Raw genomic sequence first — 19,739 nt, forward strand, 5'->3', positions numbered from 1 at the left:
CGCGCCGCTCAGGCGCCGGTGATCAGCTTCCCGGCCTTGGAGATCCACGATCCGGCATTCTCGCGCGGCTCGAGCCCACCACTCTGCAGGAGCTTGTAGGAGTCCTTGTACCACTGGCTGTCGGGATAGTTGGTGCCGAGCACGGCCGCAGCGGTCTGTGCTTCCGACGTCAGCCCCATCGCATAGTAGCTCTCGGTAAGACGCGCCAGCGCTTCCTCGACATGGCGTGTGTTGGAATAGTTCTCCACGACGTTGCGGAACCGTTTGACGGCCGCGATGTATTCGCGGCGCTCGAGATAGTAGCGGCCGATCTGCATCTCCTTGCCTGCGAGCTGATCGTTGGCGAAGCGGATCTTCTCCTTGGCATCATCGACATATTCGGAAGTCGGCCAGCGCGTCACCAGGTCCTGCATCGTCTGCGCGGTAAGACGCGCTTCCTTCTGGTCCTGGGTGACGTCCTTGATCTGGCGGTAGTAGCTCAGCCCGATAATATATTGGGCATAGGCTGCATCGTCGGTCGACGGGTAGAGGGTCAGGTAGCGCTTGGCCGAACCGATCGCCTCATCGTAATTGCCCTGACGGTAGTCGGCAAAGGCACCCATCACCATCGATTTGCGGGCGAATTCGGAATATGGATGCTGGCGGTCGACGGCATCGAACTTGCGGCTTGCCTCCTGCAGTCGCCCGGCATTCAGATTGGCGAGACCCTGATTGTAGAGCACGTCGGCCGGCTCGGTCTGATCGACATAGGTCGACAGGTCGACGTCCTTCTCGGACGACATGCAGGCCGACAGAAACAGCGATGGAACGACCACCGAAAGCGCCAGGAAAACAGCCCGCCGCAGCGCCTTCGATTGACCAACTCGCTTGAAAAACATGTTTGGATTCCGCCCTTTCGGCGTCATTTCAGTCGACGGCAGCAGCCATAAACCATAATTGCCTTGCCCGGCAACGCTATCCCCGGCCAATCGCACATTTTTGTGGCGGTTTGGCGCCACCTGGAAAGCCGTGTAATTTGGCCGGCCAGTGATGCATCCATGCAACACAGCTTGACCGCAACGTGGGCCGTAAGACCTTAAGAATCAGATCATCCAGGGCGCATAGAGGGGTGCGTTGACGGCGCTCATCTCCGCGGTACGCCCGCGCTCGCGGCGCGTCGTCTCGACGATCTCGAAAGCCGAACGGTCCGACAATAGACGGCGCAGCGCAGCGGCGTTCAGCCTGTGGCCACCACGATAGGAGCGGAAGCAGCCGATGAACCGGGCGCCGGCGAGCGCCAGATCGCCCATCGCATCCATGGTCTTGTGGCGCGCGAACTCGTTCGGATAGCGCAGGCCTCCGATGTTGATCACGCGGTTGTCGTCGCCGATCACCAGGGAGTTTTCCAACGAGGAGCCGAGCGCATAGCCGGCCGCCCACAGCCGCTCGACGTCCTTCATGAAACCGAAAGTGCGGGCCCGCGCGACGTCACGCCGGAAAATGTCGGCGTTCATGTCGGATGCAAAAAGCTGGCGCCCGATCGCCGGGCTTTCGAAATCGATCTCGATCTCGAAGCGCGTGCCGTCATAGGGCCGGAACTCCGCCCAGCAGGCGCCGTTCTCGATACGAACCGGCTTGACCACCCTGATGTAGCGACGCTTGACCGGCAGCGTTTCGATGCCTGCCTGGTCAATGGCCTCGACGAACATCACTGCGCTGCCGTCGAGGATAGGCACCTCATGGCCATCGATTTCGATGACGAGATTGTCGATCCCAAGCCCGAAAAGCGTCGCCATCAGGTGCTCGACGGTGGCGATGTGCTCGCCTTGCGGATCGCCGAGCATGGTGCAGAGGTCGGTGGCACCGACCTCGGAAACGAGCGCGCGAAATTCGTGGCTTCCGTTTGCATTCGAAAGCTGGAAGACGACACCCGTATCGGCGTCTGCCGGCAGGAAATGGACAGTGACCGGATTGCCACTGTGAACGCCGATGCCGGTCAGCGTCGCACGCGATTTAAGTGTCGTCTGATAGTCGTGCAAAACAATCCCCATAGCCCGTACTGCCTAGGTCCGCTTCATCTGCCCTGAGGGCGCGGCTCTTAATTGATCGGCAGGCAGGGCCACTTCCCCGAGACTCCCAGCAAACCGACTTTGGTCGGTGGCGAAGATAATGGTCCCGCGGGGAGACTCCAAATCACGGTTTCTTACTCGTTGTAACCGCGGCCCAGCGCGGGATTGCCGCATAAGTCTTTGTTTTAAAAGTATTTTTAATATTAACAGGCGAACAGTTTCCTGCTCGCCTGTTAACAACTGTTACGAACCGTTAACAGATCAATTGGCCTGTCGGCGCAGGAAGGCGGGAATCTCCAACTGATCGTCTTCCTGGACAGCCCGGCTCTGCGGCGTCAGGCGGCCCTGCTCATCCAGCTGGCCGCGACGCGGTGCGTAAAGCTGCGGATCCTGGCTGGCTAGGCGGCGCACTTCCGCCGGCGCCTGGCGCAGTTTCGGTTCGCGAGGCTGCGCCGGCTGCAGTCTTGCAGGTTCCTCTTCGCGGCGGGTCAAGCCGTTGGTCAGGCGCTTGAGCAAGCCCATCGGGCCGCTGTTCTCGTGGTCGGCCGGGCGGGCCTTGGCTTCCACTTCGGCCTTCACCTGCGGCGGGAAATCCTCGACCCGCGGCATGCGCTGGGGTGCCGCGGCAACCGGCTGCGGCATTTCACGATGCGGAGCGGGCTGCATCGCTTGCTGAACCGCCGGCTGCATCATTGGCTGCGGCTGAGCGGGAGGCGCCTGGAAGATCTTGCTCTGCGGACGGAAGTCTTCCGCATGGGCGACCGGTGCCGGGCGGGCCTGCGCCATCGCTGCCGCATTCGCCTCGGCGAGCTGAATGGCCTCGGCGACCGGATCGGCAGCACGTGGTTCATAGATCGGTTGCTGGACAGGCGCCGGGCGCATTTCCGTGACCTGGGCCGCCGGGCGGCTGACCGGCTTCGGCGGAGCCGCGCGGATGGCGATCGGCGCGGCAGCGATTTCGGCCGCCGATTTGTCGATGCCGGTGGCGACCACCGACACGCGGATAACGCCTTCGAGTTCCTCGTCGAAGGTGGCACCCAGAATGATGTTGGCGTCCTGGTCGACCTCTTCGCGAATGCGGGTTGCGGCCTCATCGACTTCGAACAGGGTCAGGTCGCGGCCGCCGGTGATCGAGATCAGCAGGCCCTTGGCGCCCTTCATCGAGGTCTCGTCGAGCAGCGGGTTGGCGATGGCGGCTTCAGCCGCGGCCATTGCGCGGCCCTCGCCCGAAGCCTCGCCGGTTCCCATCATCGCCTTGCCCATTTCGCGCATGACCGAGCGGACGTCGGCGAAGTCGAGATTGATCAGGCCTTCCTTGACCATCAGGTCGGTAATGCAGGCAACGCCCGAATAGAGCACCTGGTCGGCCATGGCGAAGGCATCGGCGAAGGTGGTCTTGTCATTGGCCAGCCGGAACAGGTTCTGGTTGGGAATGACGATCAGGGTGTCGACGCATTTCTGTAGTTCCTCGATACCCATGTCGGCCGTCTTCATGCGGCGCTGGCCTTCGAAGTGGAACGGCTTGGTGACGACGCCGACGGTAAGGATACCCTTTTCGCGGGCAGCGCGGGCAACGACGGGAGCCGCCCCGGTGCCGGTGCCGCCGCCCATGCCGGCAGTGACGAAGCACATATGCGTGTTGGAGAGATGATCGATGATCTCATCGATGCACTCTTCCGCCGCCGCGCGCCCGACTTCAGGCTGCGATCCGGCGCCGAGACCCTCGGTGACATGCGCGCCGAGCTGGATCAGCCGCTCGGCCTTCGACATCGTCAGTGCCTGTGCGTCGGTGTTGGCCACCACGAATTCGACGCCGCGCAAGCCGGCGGTGATCATGTTGTTGACGGCATTGCCGCCGCCGCCGCCGACACCGAACACGGTGATGCGCGGCTTGAGCTCGGTGATGTCCGGCTTCTGCAGATTGATGGTCATTGTCTTCGTCCTTTGCCTTTCCCGCCGCTTCGCCGCCGCGGCCGCCTATGGGGCTGTCCCCGTCAAATTAAAAACTGTCTCTCAACCACTGACTCATTCGATGCAGTTTTCCGCCTGTTCCGGTCATCCGAAGACCGGAAATTCCCTTCGCCGGGCGGCTCTCGAAGCTCGCCATCTGCGGGTAGATCAGAAGCCCGACGGGCGTCGAAAAAGCCGGCCCCTTGGCCGCCTCGGGCAGGCCTGCCACGCCAAGCGGGCGTCCGATGCGCACATTGCGGCCGAGAATGCGGCGTGCTGCTTCGGGCAGGCCGGCAAGCTGGCTGGCGCCGCCGGTCAGCACCACACGCTTGCCGACGGCATTGCCGTAGCCGGACTTGTTCAGGCGGTCGCGCAGCAATTCCAGCGTCTCGTCGATGCGGGCGCGGATGATGCGTGTCATCACCGAGCGCGGGATCTGCAACGGCACCTCGCCGTCCTCGCCGATCGGATGGATGGAAACCAGGTCGCGGTCGTCGGCACTGCCAGGCAGCGCCGAGCCATGCATCACTTTCAGCCTTTCGGCGGCATCGAGCGAGGTCGACAGGCCCTTGGCCATATCCAGCGTGACGTGGTTGCCGCCGATCGCGATGGCGTCGCCGTGGACGAACTTGCCTTCCGAAAATACCGAGATCGTCGTCGTGCCGCCGCCCATGTCGATGCAGGCCGCGCCCATTTCGAGCTCGTCGTCGACCAGCGCGGCAAGCCCGCTGGCATAAGGCGTCGCCACCATGCGCTCGACCGACAGATGCGAGCGGTTGATGCAGAGCTCAAGATTGCGCAAAGGCGCCGCGTCGCCCGTCAGCACGTGCATGTCGACGCCAAGCTGGTCGCCAACCATGCCGCGCGGATCGCGCACACCGCGCTCGGCATCCAGAGAAAAGGCTACGGGAAGCGAATGGATCACCTCGCGCTCGGCCCGCAGAGCCTGCTTGGCGCCGGCGGCAAGCACGCGCTTGATGTCGGCCTCGTCGGCCTCATGGCCGCCGAGATTGATGGTGGCCGAAAAAGCCTCGCTCTTCAACCGGCCGGCAGTCATGTTGACGATCAGCGAATCGACCGTCAGTCCCGCCATGCGTTCGGCGGCGTCGACGGCAAGACGGATGGCGTGCTCGGCGCGGTCGAGATCGATGACGACGCCCGATTTCACGCCTTGCGATTTCTGGTGGCCGATGCCGATCACCTGGACGCGATGCGAGCGTCCGCGCAGCAGCTTGCCATCCTCGCGCGGCTTGAGCTTGGCCACCACGCAGCAGACCTTGCTGGAGCCGACATCCAGCACCGTCAAGATGCCGGACCGGCGCGCCGAAGCATCGCTATTGCCGCCAAGCCAGCTCATATTTTCGTCTCCGGCTTGCGCTTCAGCATCTTGGGCTTTTCGTTGAGCGCGGCCTCGCGCTGTGTCGCCGCCTCCGGCGTCAGCTGGACGACCAGACGATCGGAAAGGCGCATGTCGACGGCAGCGATGTCGCGCGTCAAAAGCCCGTTCTCGTGGTCCATCCTGACCAGGTCGGCAATCGCCTGATCCTCGCCGTCTTCGGGAAGTTTGATCGTGATGCCGTTTTCAAGCTTGAGATCCCAGCGCCGTTCGCCGATGCGGATATAGCCCTTGATCCGCGCGGCGAGCTCCGGATAATTCTTGATCTTCGCTAGGAAATCCGGCGCTTTGGCCGGTGCGCCGGTGCCGATGATCAGCGGCAGCAATATCTGCTTGCCGCCGGAGAACGGCGCAATGACGGCGCCGGATTTCTCGATGACCGAAAGCGCGCTGCCTTGCTGCCACAGCGCGAACGGCTCGCGCTCCTCGACGCGCACTTCCAGCGTATGCGGGTAGACCTTGCGCACTGCCGCGGCTTCGACCCAGGGTAGCGTGGTGATGCGTTCGCGCGCGGTTTCGGCGTCGAAGCCGATCAGCGAGGTCCAGCCGTCGAGTTCCAGCCTGTCGAGAATATCGATCTCGGATGTTTCGCGGTTGCCGACGACCTTGACCTGATCGACGGCAAAGCCGGTTCGGGCGGTGACACTCTGGACGATGGCGTCGGCATGTCCGCCGAGATAGGCGCCATAGGCACTGCTCGAAATAAGCAACGCCGCCGACAGCATGGCAGCGCAATAGGGCGGCGCTTCGAAGTCGCCCTCGCCGAGGCGCGCCAGCACGCGCACCGGCCGGCGGAGCAGGCGCGGCAGCACGAAATGGTCGAACGACAACGGCATGCCGAACAGCGCCGGCCCGGCCGCGCCCTTCCCCCTGCCCTGTCCCCACTTCAACGCAGACACGAAGCGTCCTCCACCATCCAACTCAACAAATCGCCGAACGAGTGTCCCGCTTGCGCGGCGATTTCCGGCACCAAAGACGTCGGCGTCATGCCCGGCTGGGTGTTGACCTCGAGCCAGACAATTTCGCCGTTTTCGGAGTGACGATCGTCATAACGGAAGTCCGATCGGGAAACGCCCCGACAGCCGATAGCTTGATGAGCCTTGAGTGCCAGTGTCTGTATTTTTTGGTAAATATTCGGTGAAAGTTTTGCCGGGCATTCGTGTTTTGATCCTCCCGCGACGTATTTTGAATCATAGTCGTAGAAGGAATGGCCGGTCGGGATGATCTCGCAGACACCGAGCGCCACATCGCCCATCACCGCGCAGGTCAATTCCCGCCCGTGCACATAACGCTCGACCATGACCGTATCGCCGTATCTCCACTCGGACGAGCCGATGATCTGCGGCGGATGCGACTGGCCTTCATGCACGATGACGACACCGAAGCTCGACCCTTCGTTGACCGGCTTGACCACATAGGGCGGCTTCATCGGGTGCTTGTTCTGGATGGCGAAGCGATTGGCCACCTTCGATTCCGCCACCGGAATGCCGGCCGCCTTGGCGACCTTCTTGGCCTGTTCCTTGTTCATCGCGAGCGCCGAGGCAAGCACGCCCGAATGCGTGTACGGAATGGCGAGGTACTCGAGGATGCCCTGGATGGTGCCGTCCTCGCCGAAAGGGCCGTGCAGTGCGTTGAAGACGACGTCAGGCTTGAGCGCGCTGAGCACCGAGCCGATGTCGCGCGAGACGTCGACGCGGGTGACCTGGTAGCCCTCTCCCTCGAGCGCATCGGCGCAGGCTTTGCCCGACGACAGGGACACGGGCCGCTCGGACGAGAATCCTCCCAGAAGGACGGCCACGTGCTTGCTTGTCATTCCCCGTCATTTCCTCTCGCAGCAGGCCTGCACTATCGTGCATGACCCGAAAAGCATCGCGCACACTCATACGCGCCGAGCAACTTCGCTCCGTGTTTCCGCAACATTGAGTCCGAGTCTCCCGGCAGGTTGCCCCCCAGACGGAAACGCGAGCAACGCGTCGAAACGACTCAAATCAGGAAACGCTTCAGGGCAGAGAATCAGAGAGTTGATTCGCTGGCAAGTGCTTACGATTCCGATGGATTCACTTTCCGCAAAAACGGCAGCAAAATGTGAATTCATGAGTCCGAAAAGCAACGGCGGTCGACTTGCCTAAAGCAACTGCCCGAGAAATTCCTGGACCGCATGGCCCGGCCGAAAATTACCGATGCGCTTGATCTCCCACTGCAGCCGGATGCCCGATTTTTCGAGCACGCGCGCACGCACCGTCTCACCGAGATATTCAAGCTCGTAGCCGGTGGCGGTTCCGGTGTTGATCATGAAGTTGCAATGCATCGGCGACATCTGCGCCCCGCCGACCATCAGGCCGCGGCAGCCGGCCTTGTCGATTTCCTTCCAGGCCGAGGTGCCCTCGGGATTCTTGAAGGTCGAGCCCCCGGTTTTTTCGCGGATCGGCTGCACGGTCTCGCGATGGTTCTGGACAGCATCCATCGCGGCCTTGATCGCCGCCTTGTCCTCGGGAACGCCTTCGAGCAGCGCCGATGTGAAGATCAGCCCCGACGGCGCCGCTGAATGGCGATAGGCATAGCCCATGTCGGCATTGCTCAGCGTATGAACATTGCCCTTGCGGTCGAGTGCCCGCACCTCGACCACACGCTCGCGTGTCTCGACGCCATTGGCGCCGGCGTTCATCCTCAGCGCTCCGCCAATGGCGCCGGGAATGCCGTGGTAGAAGTGAAAGCCACCAATGCCGGCCTCGTAGGCAACGGCCGCAAGACGCTTGTCGGGCGTTGCGGCGCCCGCCTTGATCATGGTCGGCGCAATTACTTCGGTCTCGCCAAAGCCTTTGGCCGAAAGCCGGATGACGAAGCCCGCAATGCCGCCGTCACGGACAAGCAGGTTCGAGCCGACGCCGACGATGGTCAGTGGTATTTCCTCGGGCACCGCCTTCAGGAACGCGGCAAGATCGTCCTCGTCGGCCGGCTGGAACAATGCGTCCGCGAGCCCGCCGGCTCGAAACCAGGTGATCTTGTCCATCTCGGCATTGGGCGTGATGCGGCCGCGCAGTCCGGCAAGCCGGTCGCCAAGCTTCTCGATCAACGCCTGGCCGCGCATCATGAGATGGTCCCGCCGAGTTCCTTGGGCAGCGCATAGGCCCATTGAGTGATGTTGCCGGCGCCGAGGAAAACGACGAAATCGCCCGGCTTCGCCACCTCGCGAACGATCGGCCCGATCGCCGCCGGACCTTCGATGTAGCGTGCGTCGCGATGGCCGCCGGAGCGGATGCGCGACACCAGTGCGTCGGACGTAACGCCGTCGATCGGTTCCTCGCCGGCCGCATAGACGGGCGCCACCATTACCGTATCGGCGTCGTTGAAGCAGACGGAAAACTCGTCAAACAGATCGCGCAGCCGGGTGAAGCGGTGCGGTTGGGTAACGGCGATGATGCGGCCCTTGGTGGCGCTGCGCGCAGCCTTCAGTACCGCCGTGATCTCGACCGGATGATGACCGTAATCGTCGAACACATCGACACCGTTCCACGAACCGGTATGGGTGAAGCGCCGCTTGACGCCGGCGAAGGACGACAGGCCCTTCTTAATTGCCTCAGCCGGAAGGCCGAGCTCATGCGCGACGGCAATCGCCGCCGTCGCATTGGAGACATTGTGACGTCCGGGCATGGGTAGCCGCAGACCTGATATCGTTATCTGGCCGTGCGTCTTGCGATCGCGGATCACCACGTCGAATTCCGAGGTCGGGCCGTCCATGCGGTGATTGGTGAAGCGCACGTCGGCCTGCGCATTTTCGCCATAGGTGATGACGCGCCGGTCCTCGATGCGGGCGACCAGCGCCTGCACCTCGGGATGGTCGGTGCACATCACGCCGAAGCCGTAGAACGGCACATTCTCGACGAACTGACGAAACGCCTCGCGCACTTTGTCGAAGGAGCCGTAATGATCGAGATGCTCGGGGTCGATATTGGTGACGACGGCAATCTCGGCCGGCAGCCTGAGGAAGGTGCCGTCGCTCTCGTCGGCCTCGACCACCATCCATTCGCCGTCGCCCATGCGGGCATTGGTGCCATAGGCATTGATGATGCCGCCATTGATCACCGTCGGGTCGAGCCCGCCGGCTTCGAGTAGCGTCGCCACCATCGAAGTCGTCGTCGTCTTGCCATGCGTGCCGCCGATCGCGACCGCTTGGCGGAACCGCATCAACTCGGCTAGCATTTCGGCGCGCCGCACGATCGGCAGCAACTTCTCTCTCGCCGCCTTCAGTTCCGGATTGGATTTCTTGATTGCGGTGGAGACGACGACCACCTCGGCCTCGCCGAGGTTTTCGGCCTGGTGGCCGACGAAGCATTCGATGCCCTTGTCGCGCAGCCGCTGCACATTGGCGCTGTCGGCCTGGTCGGACCCTTGCACCTTGTAGCCGAGATTGTGCAGCACCTCGGCGATGCCGCTCATGCCGATGCCGCCAATGCCGATGAAATGCACGAGGCCGATCGTCTGTGGCATCTTCATTCGTGCGTCTCCTTCCTGAATTCCGAAACGGATTTCCTGGACGCAATAGCCTCTGTCAGATCGGCGAGCAACCGCGCGGCATCCGGTTTTCCGGATGATTTCGCCGCCGCGGCCATTGTCGCCGCCCTGCCCGGATCATCCATCAAGGCCCCGATCAACGCAGCAATGTGCTCGGGCGAAAGCGTGGATTGCGGATGCACCTCGGCGCCGCCCGCTGCCGCAAGGGCCGCCGCATTCGCCGCCTGGTCGTGGTCGAGCGCGTGCGGATAGGGCACCAGCAGCGCCGGCCGGCCGATCACCGCGATTTCCGATACGGTCGATGCGCCGGAGCGCGACATCACCAGATGCGCCGCCGCCAGCCGCTTTGCCATGTCGGTGAAGAACGGCGACACCTCGGCCCCAATGCCAAGTGCGGCATAGGCGGCTTTCACCCGCGTCACATCGTCGGCGCGCGCCTGCTGTGTGATCGCCAGCCGCCTGCGCTGTGCGTCGGAAAGCCGGGCGATTGCCGCCGGCACCGCGTCGGAAAAGAACTGCGCGCCTTGGCTGCCGCCAAACACCAGCAATCGGAACGGCTCTTCGCCGGCCGATGCGGCATAAGGTGTCTTCGCCGCCTCCAGCACTTGCGGTCTGACCGGATTGCCGGTGGTCACCGTCTTGGCGCCTGCGGCACTGCTGTCTTCAGGCAGGAACCCACCGGCAATGGCGTCGACGCGGCCGGCAAGCGCGCGGTTGGCGCGGCCCATCACCGCATTCTGCTCGTGGATCAGCGTCGGCACCTTGCGCCGGGTCGCCGCGTAAAGCGGCGGCAGTGTCGGATAACCGCCGAAGCCGACCACGATGGCGGGCTTGATGCTGGCGATGACGGCCGATGCCTGCCGCACGCCGCGCCAGATTTTCCAAAACGCGGCGAGCACGGCAAAAGGATTTTTCGACCCCATCGTCGCCGACTGGATCGGATGGATGGCGGCTGCCGGGAACTGTCCGGTAAAGCGCTCGGCGCGCTCGTCCGTCGCCAGATGCACCGTCCAGCCGCGCCTGGTCAGTTCGTGCGCCAACGCCTCGGCCGGGAACAGGTGTCCGCCCGTGCCGCCTGCCGCCAGCAGGATGACCCCCTTCGCCATCTCACTCCGCCGGCATCGCACGCGGCGACGGCATGAAGCCCAGCTGCTTGCGCTTTTCCGGGCGCTTGCGCGTCAGCGCCAGCACCATGCCCATCGAGATGGCGATCGCGATCTGCGAAGAGCCGCCGTAGGAGATGAACGGCAGTGTCATGCCCTTGGCCGGCATCAGCTGCAGATTGACGGCCATGTTGATGACCGACTGCAGGCCGAAGACCGTGACCAGGCCGCCAACCGCATAGCGGGTGAAATCGTCCTGCTCCTTGAGCGCCGTGTTGAGACCGCGCAGCACGATGAAGCCGAAGATGGACATGATGAAGAAACACATGATCAACCCGAATTCCTCGCCGGCGACGGAGAAGACGAAGTCGGCGTGGCTGTCGGGGATGACCCGCTTGACGGTACCCTCGCCCGGCCCGACGCCGAACCAGCCGCCATTGATCAGCGCCTCGCGGCCCATGTCGACCTGGAACGTGTCGCCCTCGCCGGTCATGAAGCGGTCGATGCGGCCGGCAACGTGCGGGAACACCGCATAGGCGGCGAACACGCCGCCGACGCCGGCAGCACCCAGCGCGACGATCCACAGCCACGGCAACCCGGCCATGAAGAACATCACCCCCCAGGTGCCGAGCACCAGCATGGTCTGCCCCAGGTCAGGCTGCGCCACCAGCAGCGAGATAACCAGTGCAAGCAGCAACATGGCGAACAGATTGCCGGGAATGTCGGGCTGCCGCTTGTGCTCGGCGAACAGCCAGGCGCAGATGATGACGAAGGCCGGTTTCAGGAACTCGGATGGCTGGATCGACAGACCGGCAAGCGACACCCAGCGCCGCGCGCCCTTCACCTCGACGCCGATGTAGAGCACTGCCACCATCAGAAACAGCATGATGCACAGCATGACCAGCGCCATGCGCCGGATCTGCCTGGATTCAAGGAACGAGACAGCCAGCATCACCCCAAGTGCCGGAATGGTGAAGATAATCTGGCGCGTCGCGAAGTGGAAACTGTCGAGCCCGATGCGCTCGGCCACCGCCGGGCTTGCGGCGAAGGACAAAACGATGCCGAGCCCCATCAGCGACAGGAACGCCGCCAGGAACCAGCGATCGATCGTCCACCACCAGGTCGCAACCGGGCTTTTGTCGAGACGGCTTTGCATTATCGTGTCCCTCCGATGGGCATCACGCCATCAATGGCGGTTACGGCCTGCCTGAACGCCTCGCCGCGCACTTCGAAATTCTTGAACTGGTCGAAACTGGCGCAGGCCGGCGACAGCAGCACCACCGCCTCGCCGCTACTATCCCTGGCCGCATCACGGGCGGCGTGTTCGACTGCCGCGGCCAACGTGCCTGAGATCTCGTAAGGCACCGCCTCGCCCAGCGTCGCCGAAAAGGCCGGTGCAGCTTCGCCGATCAGATAGGCCTTGGCGATGCGCGGGAAGAAGCCGCGCAACTGCTCGATGCCGCCCTCCTTCGGCAGGCCGCCGGCAATCCAATGGATACGCGCAAAGCTCGACAGCGCCGGTGCAGCGGCATCGGCATTGGTCGCCTTGGAATCGTTGACGAACAGCACATGCCCTTTGCGGCCGACCTGCTCCATGCGGTGCGCCAGCCCGGGGAAACTCTCCAGTCCGGATTGGATCTCGCCGAGTTCGAGCCCGACCTTGAGGCAGGCGGCGGCGGCGGCCAGTGCATTCTGCGCATTGTGCTGGCCGCGCAAGGAGCCGATGCCTTCGAGGAAGGCGACCCGGCTGTAGCGGCCGTGCACGGCTTCCATTAAATTCGTGCCGTCGGCGAAATAACCGTCGGTCAGGGGCAGGCGCTTGGAAATCCGAATGACCTGCCGGCCTGCCCGCTCCAGCCGGTCGGCGATCTGGGCGCACCAGGAATCGTCGACGCCGATGATTGCCGTCTCGCTGCCGGCCACCAGCCGCTCCTTGATCGAGGCGTAGTGTTGCATCGTGCCATGGCGGTCGAGATGGTCCGGCGTCAGATTGAGCAGGACGCCGGCCGTCGGATTGATCGAGGGGGCAAGGTCGATCTGGTAGGAAGAGCACTCAACCACATAGTGCCGCTCGGGCTGCGGCGGATCGAGCGTCATCACCGCACGGCCGATATTGCCGCCCATCTGCGTGTCGCGCCCGGCCGACTTGAGTATGTGCGCCGTCAATGCCGTGGTCGTCGACTTGCCGTTGGTGCCGGTGATCGCAATGAAAGGTGCTTCCGGCGCCCGCGCCGTCCGCTCGCGGCAGAAAAGCTCGATATCGCCTATGATCTCGACGCCGGAGCCCCGCGCGAGCTCGACAGTCCAGTGCGGCTTCGGGTGCGTCAGCGGCACGCCGGGCGACAGCACGAAGGCGGAAAACCTCGCCCAGTCCGCGCCGCGCAGGTCCGCGGTTGCAATACCGACCGCGCCAGCCTTGGCGACGCTGTCGGGATTGTCGTCCCAGGCCAGCACATCTGCGCCGCCTTCGATCAGCGCGCGCGCCGTGGCGATCCCCGAGCCGCCGAGCCCGAAGAGCGAAACGCGCTTGCCTGAAAAGGATGCGGCGGGGATCAAGCGGCCTCCTATCTGAGCTTCAGGGTCGACAGGCCGACCAGCGCCAGGATGACGGCGATGATCCAGAAGCGGATCACCACCTGGCTTTCGGTCCAGCCGAGCTTTTCGAAATGATGGTGGATCGGCGCCATCAGGAAGACGCGCTTGCCGGTCATCTTGAAATAGCCGACCTGGATGATGACCGAGAATATCTCGACAACGAACAGGCCTCCGACGATGACCAGCACGATCTCGTGCTTGGTCGCCACCGCGACCGTGCCGATCAGCCCGCCCAGCGCCAGCGAGCCGGTATCGCCCATGAAGATGGCCGCCGGCGGCGCATTGAACCACAGGAAGCCGAGCCCGGCGCCGATCACCGCTCCAAGGACCACCGCCAGTTCGCCGGTACCGGGCACGAAATGGATCTGAAGATATTCGGCGAATACCGCGTTGCCGGAGAGATAGGCGATGACGCCGAAGGACGCCGCCGCGATCATGATCGGCACAATCGCCAGTCCGTCGAGGCCGTCGGTCAGGTTCACCGCATTGCCGGCGCCGACGATGACGAAGCACGAGAACGGGATGAAGAACCAGCCGAGATTGACGAGAAACTCCTTGGCGAAAGGGAATGTCAACGATGACGAGAACGGCGCCTGGCCGTTATGCATGATCACCCAGGCGGCGATGCCTGCGATGGCAAATTCGAGCCCCAGCCGCGCTTTGCCGGAAAAGCCGAGATGCGATTGCTTCGTCACCTTGAGGTAGTCGTCGTAAAAGCCGATTGAGCCGAACCCCAGCGTCACCAGCATCACCACCCAGACGTAGATGCTCGACAGGTTCGCCCACAGCAGTGACGAACCGATGATGCCGGACAGGATCATCAGCCCGCCCATGGTCGGCGTTCCCGCCTTCTTGAAATGCGTCTGTGGCCCATCGGCGCGGATCGGCTGTCCCTTGCCTTGCCGCAGCCTCAGCGAATTGATGATGGTCGGTCCGAAGATGAACACGATCAGCGCCGCTGTGATCAGCGCCCCGCCGGTGCGGAAAGTTATGTAGCGGAAGACATTGAAGACCGAGATCTTGTCCGCAAATTCGACGAGCAGTGTTAACATGCGCTTGCGTCCCCCGGACCGATCCTAGGTCTGTCTACTGGTTGTGGCTTCCGCCGGAAACTTGCCGAGCAATGCCTCGACCAGCTTTGAAAAGCCTATGCCTTTCGACGATTTGATCATAACCACGTCACCCGGCCTCAACTCCGACAGAAGCACCGGTTTCAGATCTTCCGCGCCGGCGCGGTACTCCGTCCTGATCTCGCCGGGCAAAACGTCGGCCAGCGCCCGCATTTCCGGGCCGCCGAGAAAAACCGTGCGCGTGTCGGTGCCGACGATCAGGTCGGCAAGGGCGGCATGCAATTTCGCCGAATGGCTGCCGAGCTCGAGCATATCGCCGAGCACGGCAATGCGCCTGCCCTCGCCCGACACCGGCGTCGTGTTGAGCAGCGCCATTGCAGCGCTCATCGACGCCGGATTGGCGTTGTAGCTCTCGTCGATCAGCGTGATCGGCCCCTTGGGGTGGCGCAACATATAGCGTTTGCCGCGTCCGCGTTCGGGCGACAGATCGGCCAGCGCCTGCGCAACCCTGGTGACGTCGGCTCCGACCAGATGCGCTGCACCCAGCACCGCCAGCACATTCTGCACCATATGGCGGCCCGGCGCGCCGATCCTGGCGACGATCTCGTGCCCGCCAATCTTGGCGGTTATCACGGAATGGTCGGCATCGAGTTCGCATTTGATCAGTTTGAAGGTCGCCCGGGCATTCTCGCCGAATCCGTAAACATGCTCGACGCCGGCCTCTTTCGCCATCTTCTCCAGCAGCTTCCAGCGCGCATCGTCGCGGTTGAGAAGGGCGGCGCCGCCGGGTTCCAGTCCCTCGAAAATCTCTGCCTTGGCCTTGGCGATCTCATCCAGGTTGCGGAAGAAGCCGAGGTGAGCGGCCGCGATCAGCGTAATGATGGCGACATGCGGCCGGACCATCTTGACCAGAGGCCGGATCTCGTCCGGATGGTTCATGCCGATCTCGAAGACGGCAAAATCGCAATCCTGCGGCATGCGCGCCAGCGTCAGCGGCACACCCCAGTGATTGTTAAACGACTGGACCGATGCATGCACGGTACCGACCGCGGAGAGAGCGTGGCGCAGTGCTTCCTTGGTGGTGGTCTTGCCCACCGATCCGGTCACGGCAATCACCCTCGCCTTTGAGCGTGCGCGCGCCGCAACGCCGAGCTTTTCCAGCGCGACGAGCACATCCTCCACGACGATCATCGGTGCCGTCAGCCGCCCCAGCGACGGCAGCTTGCCCTCTGCGACGACCAGCACGCCGGCGCCCGCCTTGATGGCGGCGGTGACGAAATCATGGCCGTCCATGGCCTCGCCCTTGATGGCGAAGAAGGCGTCTCCAGGCTGCAGGCTGCGGCTGTCGATGGAAATGCCGGCGATGCCTTCCGGCATCGGACCGAGCGGCCGGCCATCCATGGCGGCAACCAGCGCCTCGGAGGTCCACAGATGGCTCACGCCGTTTGCTCCCGCAGCGCCGAGCGAACTTCCTCATGATCGGAAAAATGCAGCGTCTCGGCGCCGATGGTCTGGCCTTCCTCATGGCCCTTGCCGGCCACGATCAGCGTATCGCCGGCGTGAAGCATCCCGACTGCCTGGTGGATGGCCTTGCGCCGGTCGCCGATCTCGATCGCCCCCGGTGCAGCCGCCAGGATCGCGGCGCGGATCGTCTCGGGGACTTCCGAGCGGGGATTGTCGTCGGTGACGATGACGACATCGGCCAGCCTTGTGGCGATCTCGCCCATGATCGGCCGCTTGCCCCGGTCGCGGTCGCCGCCGCAACCGAATACGACGATGACGCGGCCAGTGGTAAAGGGGCGCACCGAAGCTAGCACGTTTTCCAGTGCATCTGGCTTGTGAGCGTAGTCGACATAGACGGGCGCCCCGTTGGCGGCCGTCCCGACAAGGTCGAGCCGTCCCGGCGCGCCCTTCAATTTCTCCAGCGCCATCAACGCTTTGGCAACAGATGTTCCAGTCGAAATGGCGAGGCCGGCCGACACCAGCGCATTTGCAATCTGGAAGTCGCCAGCCAGCGGCAAGTCGACTTCATGGAGAACGCCGTCCGCTTCAACCTCGGCGCGCTGGCGGTGGCGCTCGTGCTCGACCCGCTTCAGCCGCAGGAAATCGCCGTGGCGTCCGACCGTCAGCACATTCAGTCCCGCTGCATGCGCCGCCTTGATTGTCGGCTCCGACCACGGGTCGTCGGCAAAGATAACGGCCGGCGCGCCCTTCGGCAGCAGCGCGTCGAACAGACGCAATTTGGCGCGATGATAGTCCTCGACCGTCGGATGATAGTCCATATGGTCGCGGCCGAGATTGGTGAAGCCGCCGGCCGTAAGCTTGACGCCGTCGACCCGGCGCTGGTCGAGGCCATGGCTGGACGCTTCCATCGAGGCGTGGGTGACGCCGGCCTCCGCCAGCTCCTTGAGCAGCCTGTGCAATGCCACCGGATCCGGCGTGGTCAGCGAGCCATATTCGTTGCGGCCCGGCGCCACCACGCCGGTCGTGCCGATCGAGGCGGCGGCGAAACCCGCCTGCTCCCATATCTGCCGGGTGAATGCGGCGACCGAGGTCTTGCCGCTGGTTCCGGTCACCGCGACCATGGTTTGTGGTTGCTTGCCGAAATAACGGGCCGCACTCTGCGCCAGCGCAAGGCGCGGATCGTCTACGACAAGAACCGGCACTGGCAGCCCGGCGACCGCACTGCCCTTGCCGACCACGATCGCTGCGGCGCCGCGGCTCGCGGCGTCGGCTGCATAGGCTGCGCCATCCGCCTTGGAGCCGGTGAGCGCGAAAAAGACGACGCCCTCTGTTACCTGGCGGGAATCCGACGAAATCCCTGTAACCTCCATGTCGAAGGGAGCTGTCCCATCGACAGGCAGGATACCGGCTAGATTTTTCAGCTTCATCGAACCCCGTTCATCGCAACAAAATAACGCGCAGTTGCCGGCGCGCCCGAAGAATCACTGATAGGAAACCAGCGTTGCACCATTTTCATGGCTGAAATCTGGCTTCACGCCAAGCATGGAAGCCGCACGTCGGATGATGTTTGCAGCCATGATGCCCGCGTTCGAGGCGGCCGTAGCACCCATGCCGGGCTTTTCCGGCTTCGGTTCGTCGGCGATCGTAAGCACTATGTATTGCGGATCGTCCATCGGGAAAGCTGCAACGAAGGCGTTGAAATTCTTTTCCTTCGAGTAGCGGCCGTTGACGACCTTCTCCGCCGTTCCCGTCTTGCCGCCCACCCGGTATCCTGGCACCCGTGCATTGCGACCGGATCCCTTTTCGGCATTGAGTGCATAGAGATAGCGCATACCCTCGACCGTTTTGTCGCTGACCACTTTCTTGGCGACCGCCATCGCCTGCTCCTGCGTGCGAGGCAGGAAGGTTGGGTCCATCAGATAGCCACCATTCATCAGCGCGGCGCAGCCGACCGCTGTCTGTAGCGGAGTCGTCGACACGCCGTGGCCGAAGGCGATGGTGATCGAATTGACCTGCTTCCAGACCTTGGGCTCGGTCGGCCGAGCGACTTCCGGCAGTTCGGTCTGCATCTTCTCGAGGATTCCCAGGCGATGCAGGAATTCGCGGTGTCCGTCGATGCCAACCGCTTCGGCTTCCTTGGCAGAACCGATATTGGACGAATAGATGAACACTTCCGGAACTGACAGTATCCGGCCCTTGGCATGGAAATCATGGATGGTTTGATGGCCGATCCTGATCGGGCGCGACGCGTCGAAGCGGCTTTGCAGCGTTATCTTGCCGGAATCGAGCGCCATGGCGGTGGTGAAGCTCTTGAAGGTCGACCCCATTTCGTAGAGGCCTGCGGACATTCGGTTGAGCCGGTCCTTGTCCTGCGCATTATAGGGGTTGTTCGGATCGAAATCCGGAACGGAGGCCATCGCCAGCACCTCGCCCGTCTTGACGTTGAGCACGACGGCACCCGCCGCGATCGCGTGGTACTTTTCCATGCCGGTGGCGACCTCGTCGCGCACGATATGCTGGACGCGCAGGTCGATCGAGAGCTGCACCGGTTTCAAATCCTTGGCCACCGCCAGGCCCGACGCCTGAAGGTCGCTCAAGCCTTGTTCGTCTATGTATTTCTCCATGCCGGAGATGCCCTGATTGTCGATGTTGGTGAGGCCGACAATGTAGGACGAGGTTTCGCCGGCCGGATAGAACCGGCGCTTTTCGGTGCGGAAGCCGAAGCCGGGGATGCCGAGCTGCATGATGTCGGCCTGCTGCTTCGGCGTCAGTTGCCGCTGCAGCCAGACGAAGCCGGCGCCGCTCTTCAGCTTGTTGTATGTCTGCTCGTAGTCGATCTCGGGAAGCACCGTCGACAGTTTTTCGATCGCCTCGTCGGCATCGACGATGCGGCGCGGCTCAGCAAACAGCGACGCCGTCTTGATGTCGGTCGCCAGCACTTCGCCGTTACGGTCGACGATGTCGGGTCGCGATGCCGTCACCCGGCTCTGCGGGCCGCCCGACAGGTCGGGATTCTGGAAACCCAGATAGACCAACCGCCCGGCAATGGTCGAATAGATGCCGAAGAACACCGCCATCGTCATGACGATGCGGGTCCTGCCCTTGCCACCGGTCGCCTTGCGGGCTCCTTCGACGACGATCGATCCGCCCCCACCGGGCTTCGAACCGCGCTTCAGCAGCTTCCCAACCTTTGGAAATCTGGCGGCGATTGGAAATCCGCTGATCATTGGATGATGCCTCCGGTCACCACGGGATCCTTTCCGCCGACATCGGCCATGCCGCCCAGCCGCTGCGATGAAAGGTCCTCGATGTTGACGGGTTTCGCCGGCAGATCGTCCAGCCCGACGATCTGCCGCGCATTGACCGGCTCGAGTCCGAGTTGCGATTTGTAGATTTCGGTGAGCTTTTGCAGGCGCGACGGCTGGGTAAGCAGGCTCCAGTCCGCCTTGAGCAGGTCGATCGTGTCCTCTTCATAACGGATCTGCGCCTGGATCTTGTGCACTGCCGCCAGTTGCTCCTCGGCCTCGCGCTTGGTCTTGTAGGTCAGGGCAGCCGCCGAAACCATGACGGCGATCAGGACTATGTCGCTGGTACGAAACAC

General features: G+C 63.3%; 16 protein-coding genes. All 16 read right to left on the reverse strand.

Annotated elements, in window-relative coordinates; genetic code table 11:
- Positions 1-8: 8 nt before the first annotated feature.
- Complete coding sequence (locus NKI63_RS22205; RefSeq protein WP_254818981.1) at positions 9-878, reverse strand: outer membrane protein assembly factor BamD; 870 nt, start codon at positions 876-878, stop codon at positions 9-11.
- 204 nt (positions 879-1,082) lie between these two features.
- Positions 1,083-2,030 (reverse strand): UDP-3-O-acyl-N-acetylglucosamine deacetylase, encoded by a 948-nt coding sequence (gene lpxC, locus NKI63_RS22210; RefSeq protein WP_352505603.1) that lies wholly within the window; start codon positions 2,028-2,030, stop codon positions 1,083-1,085.
- Positions 2,031-2,309: 279 nt separating this feature from the next.
- Complete coding sequence (gene ftsZ / locus NKI63_RS22215; protein ID WP_254818983.1) at positions 2,310-3,980, reverse strand: cell division protein FtsZ; 1,671 nt, start codon at positions 3,978-3,980, stop codon at positions 2,310-2,312.
- A gap of 67 nt (positions 3,981-4,047) precedes the next feature.
- Positions 4,048-5,355 carry a cell division protein FtsA gene (gene ftsA, locus NKI63_RS22220; RefSeq protein WP_254818984.1) on the reverse strand — a complete coding sequence of 436 codons (1,308 nt, stop codon included), beginning with the start codon at positions 5,353-5,355 and terminating at the stop codon, positions 4,048-4,050.
- Positions 5,352-6,293 carry a cell division protein FtsQ/DivIB gene (locus NKI63_RS22225; RefSeq protein ID WP_352505602.1) on the reverse strand — a complete coding sequence of 314 codons (942 nt, stop codon included), beginning with the start codon at positions 6,291-6,293 and terminating at the stop codon, positions 5,352-5,354. Before NKI63_RS22225 ends, ftsA begins: the two co-directional genes overlap by 4 nt.
- Positions 6,281-7,207 (reverse strand): D-alanine--D-alanine ligase, encoded by a 927-nt coding sequence (locus tag NKI63_RS22230; protein ID WP_254818986.1) that lies wholly within the window; start codon positions 7,205-7,207, stop codon positions 6,281-6,283. The genes NKI63_RS22225 and NKI63_RS22230 overlap by 13 nt, the downstream gene beginning before the upstream one ends.
- 312 nt (positions 7,208-7,519) lie before the next feature.
- Positions 7,520-8,485: a UDP-N-acetylmuramate dehydrogenase gene (murB, locus tag NKI63_RS22235; RefSeq protein ID WP_352505601.1), complete on the reverse strand. Its 966-nt coding sequence runs from the start codon at positions 8,483-8,485 to the stop codon at positions 7,520-7,522.
- A complete protein-coding gene (murC, locus tag NKI63_RS22240; protein WP_352505600.1) occupies positions 8,482-9,888 on the reverse strand; it encodes a UDP-N-acetylmuramate--L-alanine ligase in 1,407 nt (468 codons plus the stop codon). The genes murB and murC overlap by 4 nt, the downstream gene beginning before the upstream one ends.
- Entirely contained in the window at positions 9,885-11,012 is a 1,128-nt protein-coding gene (gene murG / locus NKI63_RS22245; RefSeq protein WP_352505599.1) for an undecaprenyldiphospho-muramoylpentapeptide beta-N-acetylglucosaminyltransferase, read from the reverse strand. The genes murC and murG overlap by 4 nt, the downstream gene beginning before the upstream one ends.
- 1 nt (position 11,013) lies before the next feature.
- Positions 11,014-12,165, reverse strand: a complete 1,152-nt coding sequence (ftsW, locus tag NKI63_RS22250) for a putative lipid II flippase FtsW (RefSeq protein ID WP_023676765.1) — start codon at positions 12,163-12,165, stop codon at positions 11,014-11,016.
- On the reverse strand, positions 12,165-13,565 hold the full coding sequence (murD, locus tag NKI63_RS22255; protein ID WP_352505598.1) for a UDP-N-acetylmuramoyl-L-alanine--D-glutamate ligase: 1,401 nt from the start codon (positions 13,563-13,565) through the stop codon (positions 12,165-12,167). Before murD ends, ftsW begins: the two co-directional genes overlap by 1 nt.
- An 8-nt stretch (positions 13,566-13,573) precedes the next feature.
- Positions 13,574-14,656 (reverse strand): phospho-N-acetylmuramoyl-pentapeptide-transferase, encoded by a 1,083-nt coding sequence (gene mraY, locus NKI63_RS22260; RefSeq protein ID WP_254818991.1) that lies wholly within the window; start codon positions 14,654-14,656, stop codon positions 13,574-13,576.
- Between the two features lie 24 nt (positions 14,657-14,680).
- Complete coding sequence (locus tag NKI63_RS22265) at positions 14,681-16,114, reverse strand: UDP-N-acetylmuramoylalanyl-D-glutamyl-2,6-diaminopimelate--D-alanyl-D-alanine ligase (RefSeq protein ID WP_352505597.1); 1,434 nt, start codon at positions 16,112-16,114, stop codon at positions 14,681-14,683.
- On the reverse strand, positions 16,111-17,565 hold the full coding sequence (locus NKI63_RS22270; RefSeq protein ID WP_352505596.1) for a UDP-N-acetylmuramoyl-L-alanyl-D-glutamate--2,6-diaminopimelate ligase: 1,455 nt from the start codon (positions 17,563-17,565) through the stop codon (positions 16,111-16,113). The genes NKI63_RS22265 and NKI63_RS22270 overlap by 4 nt, the downstream gene beginning before the upstream one ends.
- 54 nt (positions 17,566-17,619) lie before the next feature.
- Positions 17,620-19,365, reverse strand: coding sequence for a peptidoglycan D,D-transpeptidase FtsI family protein (locus NKI63_RS22275; protein WP_352752491.1), 1,746 nt, complete (start codon positions 19,363-19,365; stop codon positions 17,620-17,622).
- Positions 19,362-19,739 carry a cell division protein FtsL gene (ftsL, locus tag NKI63_RS22280; RefSeq protein WP_254818995.1) on the reverse strand — a complete coding sequence of 126 codons (378 nt, stop codon included), beginning with the start codon at positions 19,737-19,739 and terminating at the stop codon, positions 19,362-19,364. The genes NKI63_RS22275 and ftsL overlap by 4 nt, the downstream gene beginning before the upstream one ends.

It is taken from the genome of Mesorhizobium sp. M0410 (assembly GCF_040321435.1).
Taxonomy (GTDB): Bacteria; Pseudomonadota; Alphaproteobacteria; order Rhizobiales; family Rhizobiaceae; genus Mesorhizobium.

What these genes read in the sequence shown, in the direction of transcription:
- NKI63_RS22205 (WP_254818981.1), bottom strand. Translation starts at nt 878, where the DNA reads ATGTTTTTCAAGCGAGTTGGTCAATCGAAGGCGCTGCGGCGGGCTGTT.
- lpxC (WP_352505603.1), bottom strand. Translation starts at nt 2,030, where the DNA reads ATGGGGATTGTTTTGCACGACTATCAGACGACACTTAAATCGCGTGCG.
- ftsZ (WP_254818983.1), bottom strand. Translation starts at nt 3,980, where the DNA reads ATGACCATCAATCTGCAGAAGCCGGACATCACCGAGCTCAAGCCGCGC.
- ftsA (WP_254818984.1), bottom strand. Translation starts at nt 5,355, where the DNA reads ATGAGCTGGCTTGGCGGCAATAGCGATGCTTCGGCGCGCCGGTCCGGC.
- NKI63_RS22230 (WP_254818986.1), bottom strand. Translation starts at nt 7,207, where the DNA reads ATGACAAGCAAGCACGTGGCCGTCCTTCTGGGAGGATTCTCGTCCGAG.
- murB (WP_352505601.1), bottom strand. Translation starts at nt 8,485, where the DNA reads ATGATGCGCGGCCAGGCGTTGATCGAGAAGCTTGGCGACCGGCTTGCC.
- murC (WP_352505600.1), bottom strand. Translation starts at nt 9,888, where the DNA reads ATGAAGATGCCACAGACGATCGGCCTCGTGCATTTCATCGGCATTGGC.
- murG (WP_352505599.1), bottom strand. Translation starts at nt 11,012, where the DNA reads ATGGCGAAGGGGGTCATCCTGCTGGCGGCAGGCGGCACGGGCGGACAC.
- ftsW (WP_023676765.1), bottom strand. Translation starts at nt 12,165, where the DNA reads ATGCAAAGCCGTCTCGACAAAAGCCCGGTTGCGACCTGGTGGTGGACG.
- mraY (WP_254818991.1), bottom strand. Translation starts at nt 14,656, where the DNA reads ATGTTAACACTGCTCGTCGAATTTGCGGACAAGATCTCGGTCTTCAAT.
- NKI63_RS22270 (WP_352505596.1), bottom strand. Translation starts at nt 17,565, where the DNA reads ATGAAGCTGAAAAATCTAGCCGGTATCCTGCCTGTCGATGGGACAGCT.
- NKI63_RS22275 (WP_352752491.1), bottom strand. Translation starts at nt 19,365, where the DNA reads ATGATCAGCGGATTTCCAATCGCCGCCAGATTTCCAAAGGTTGGGAAG.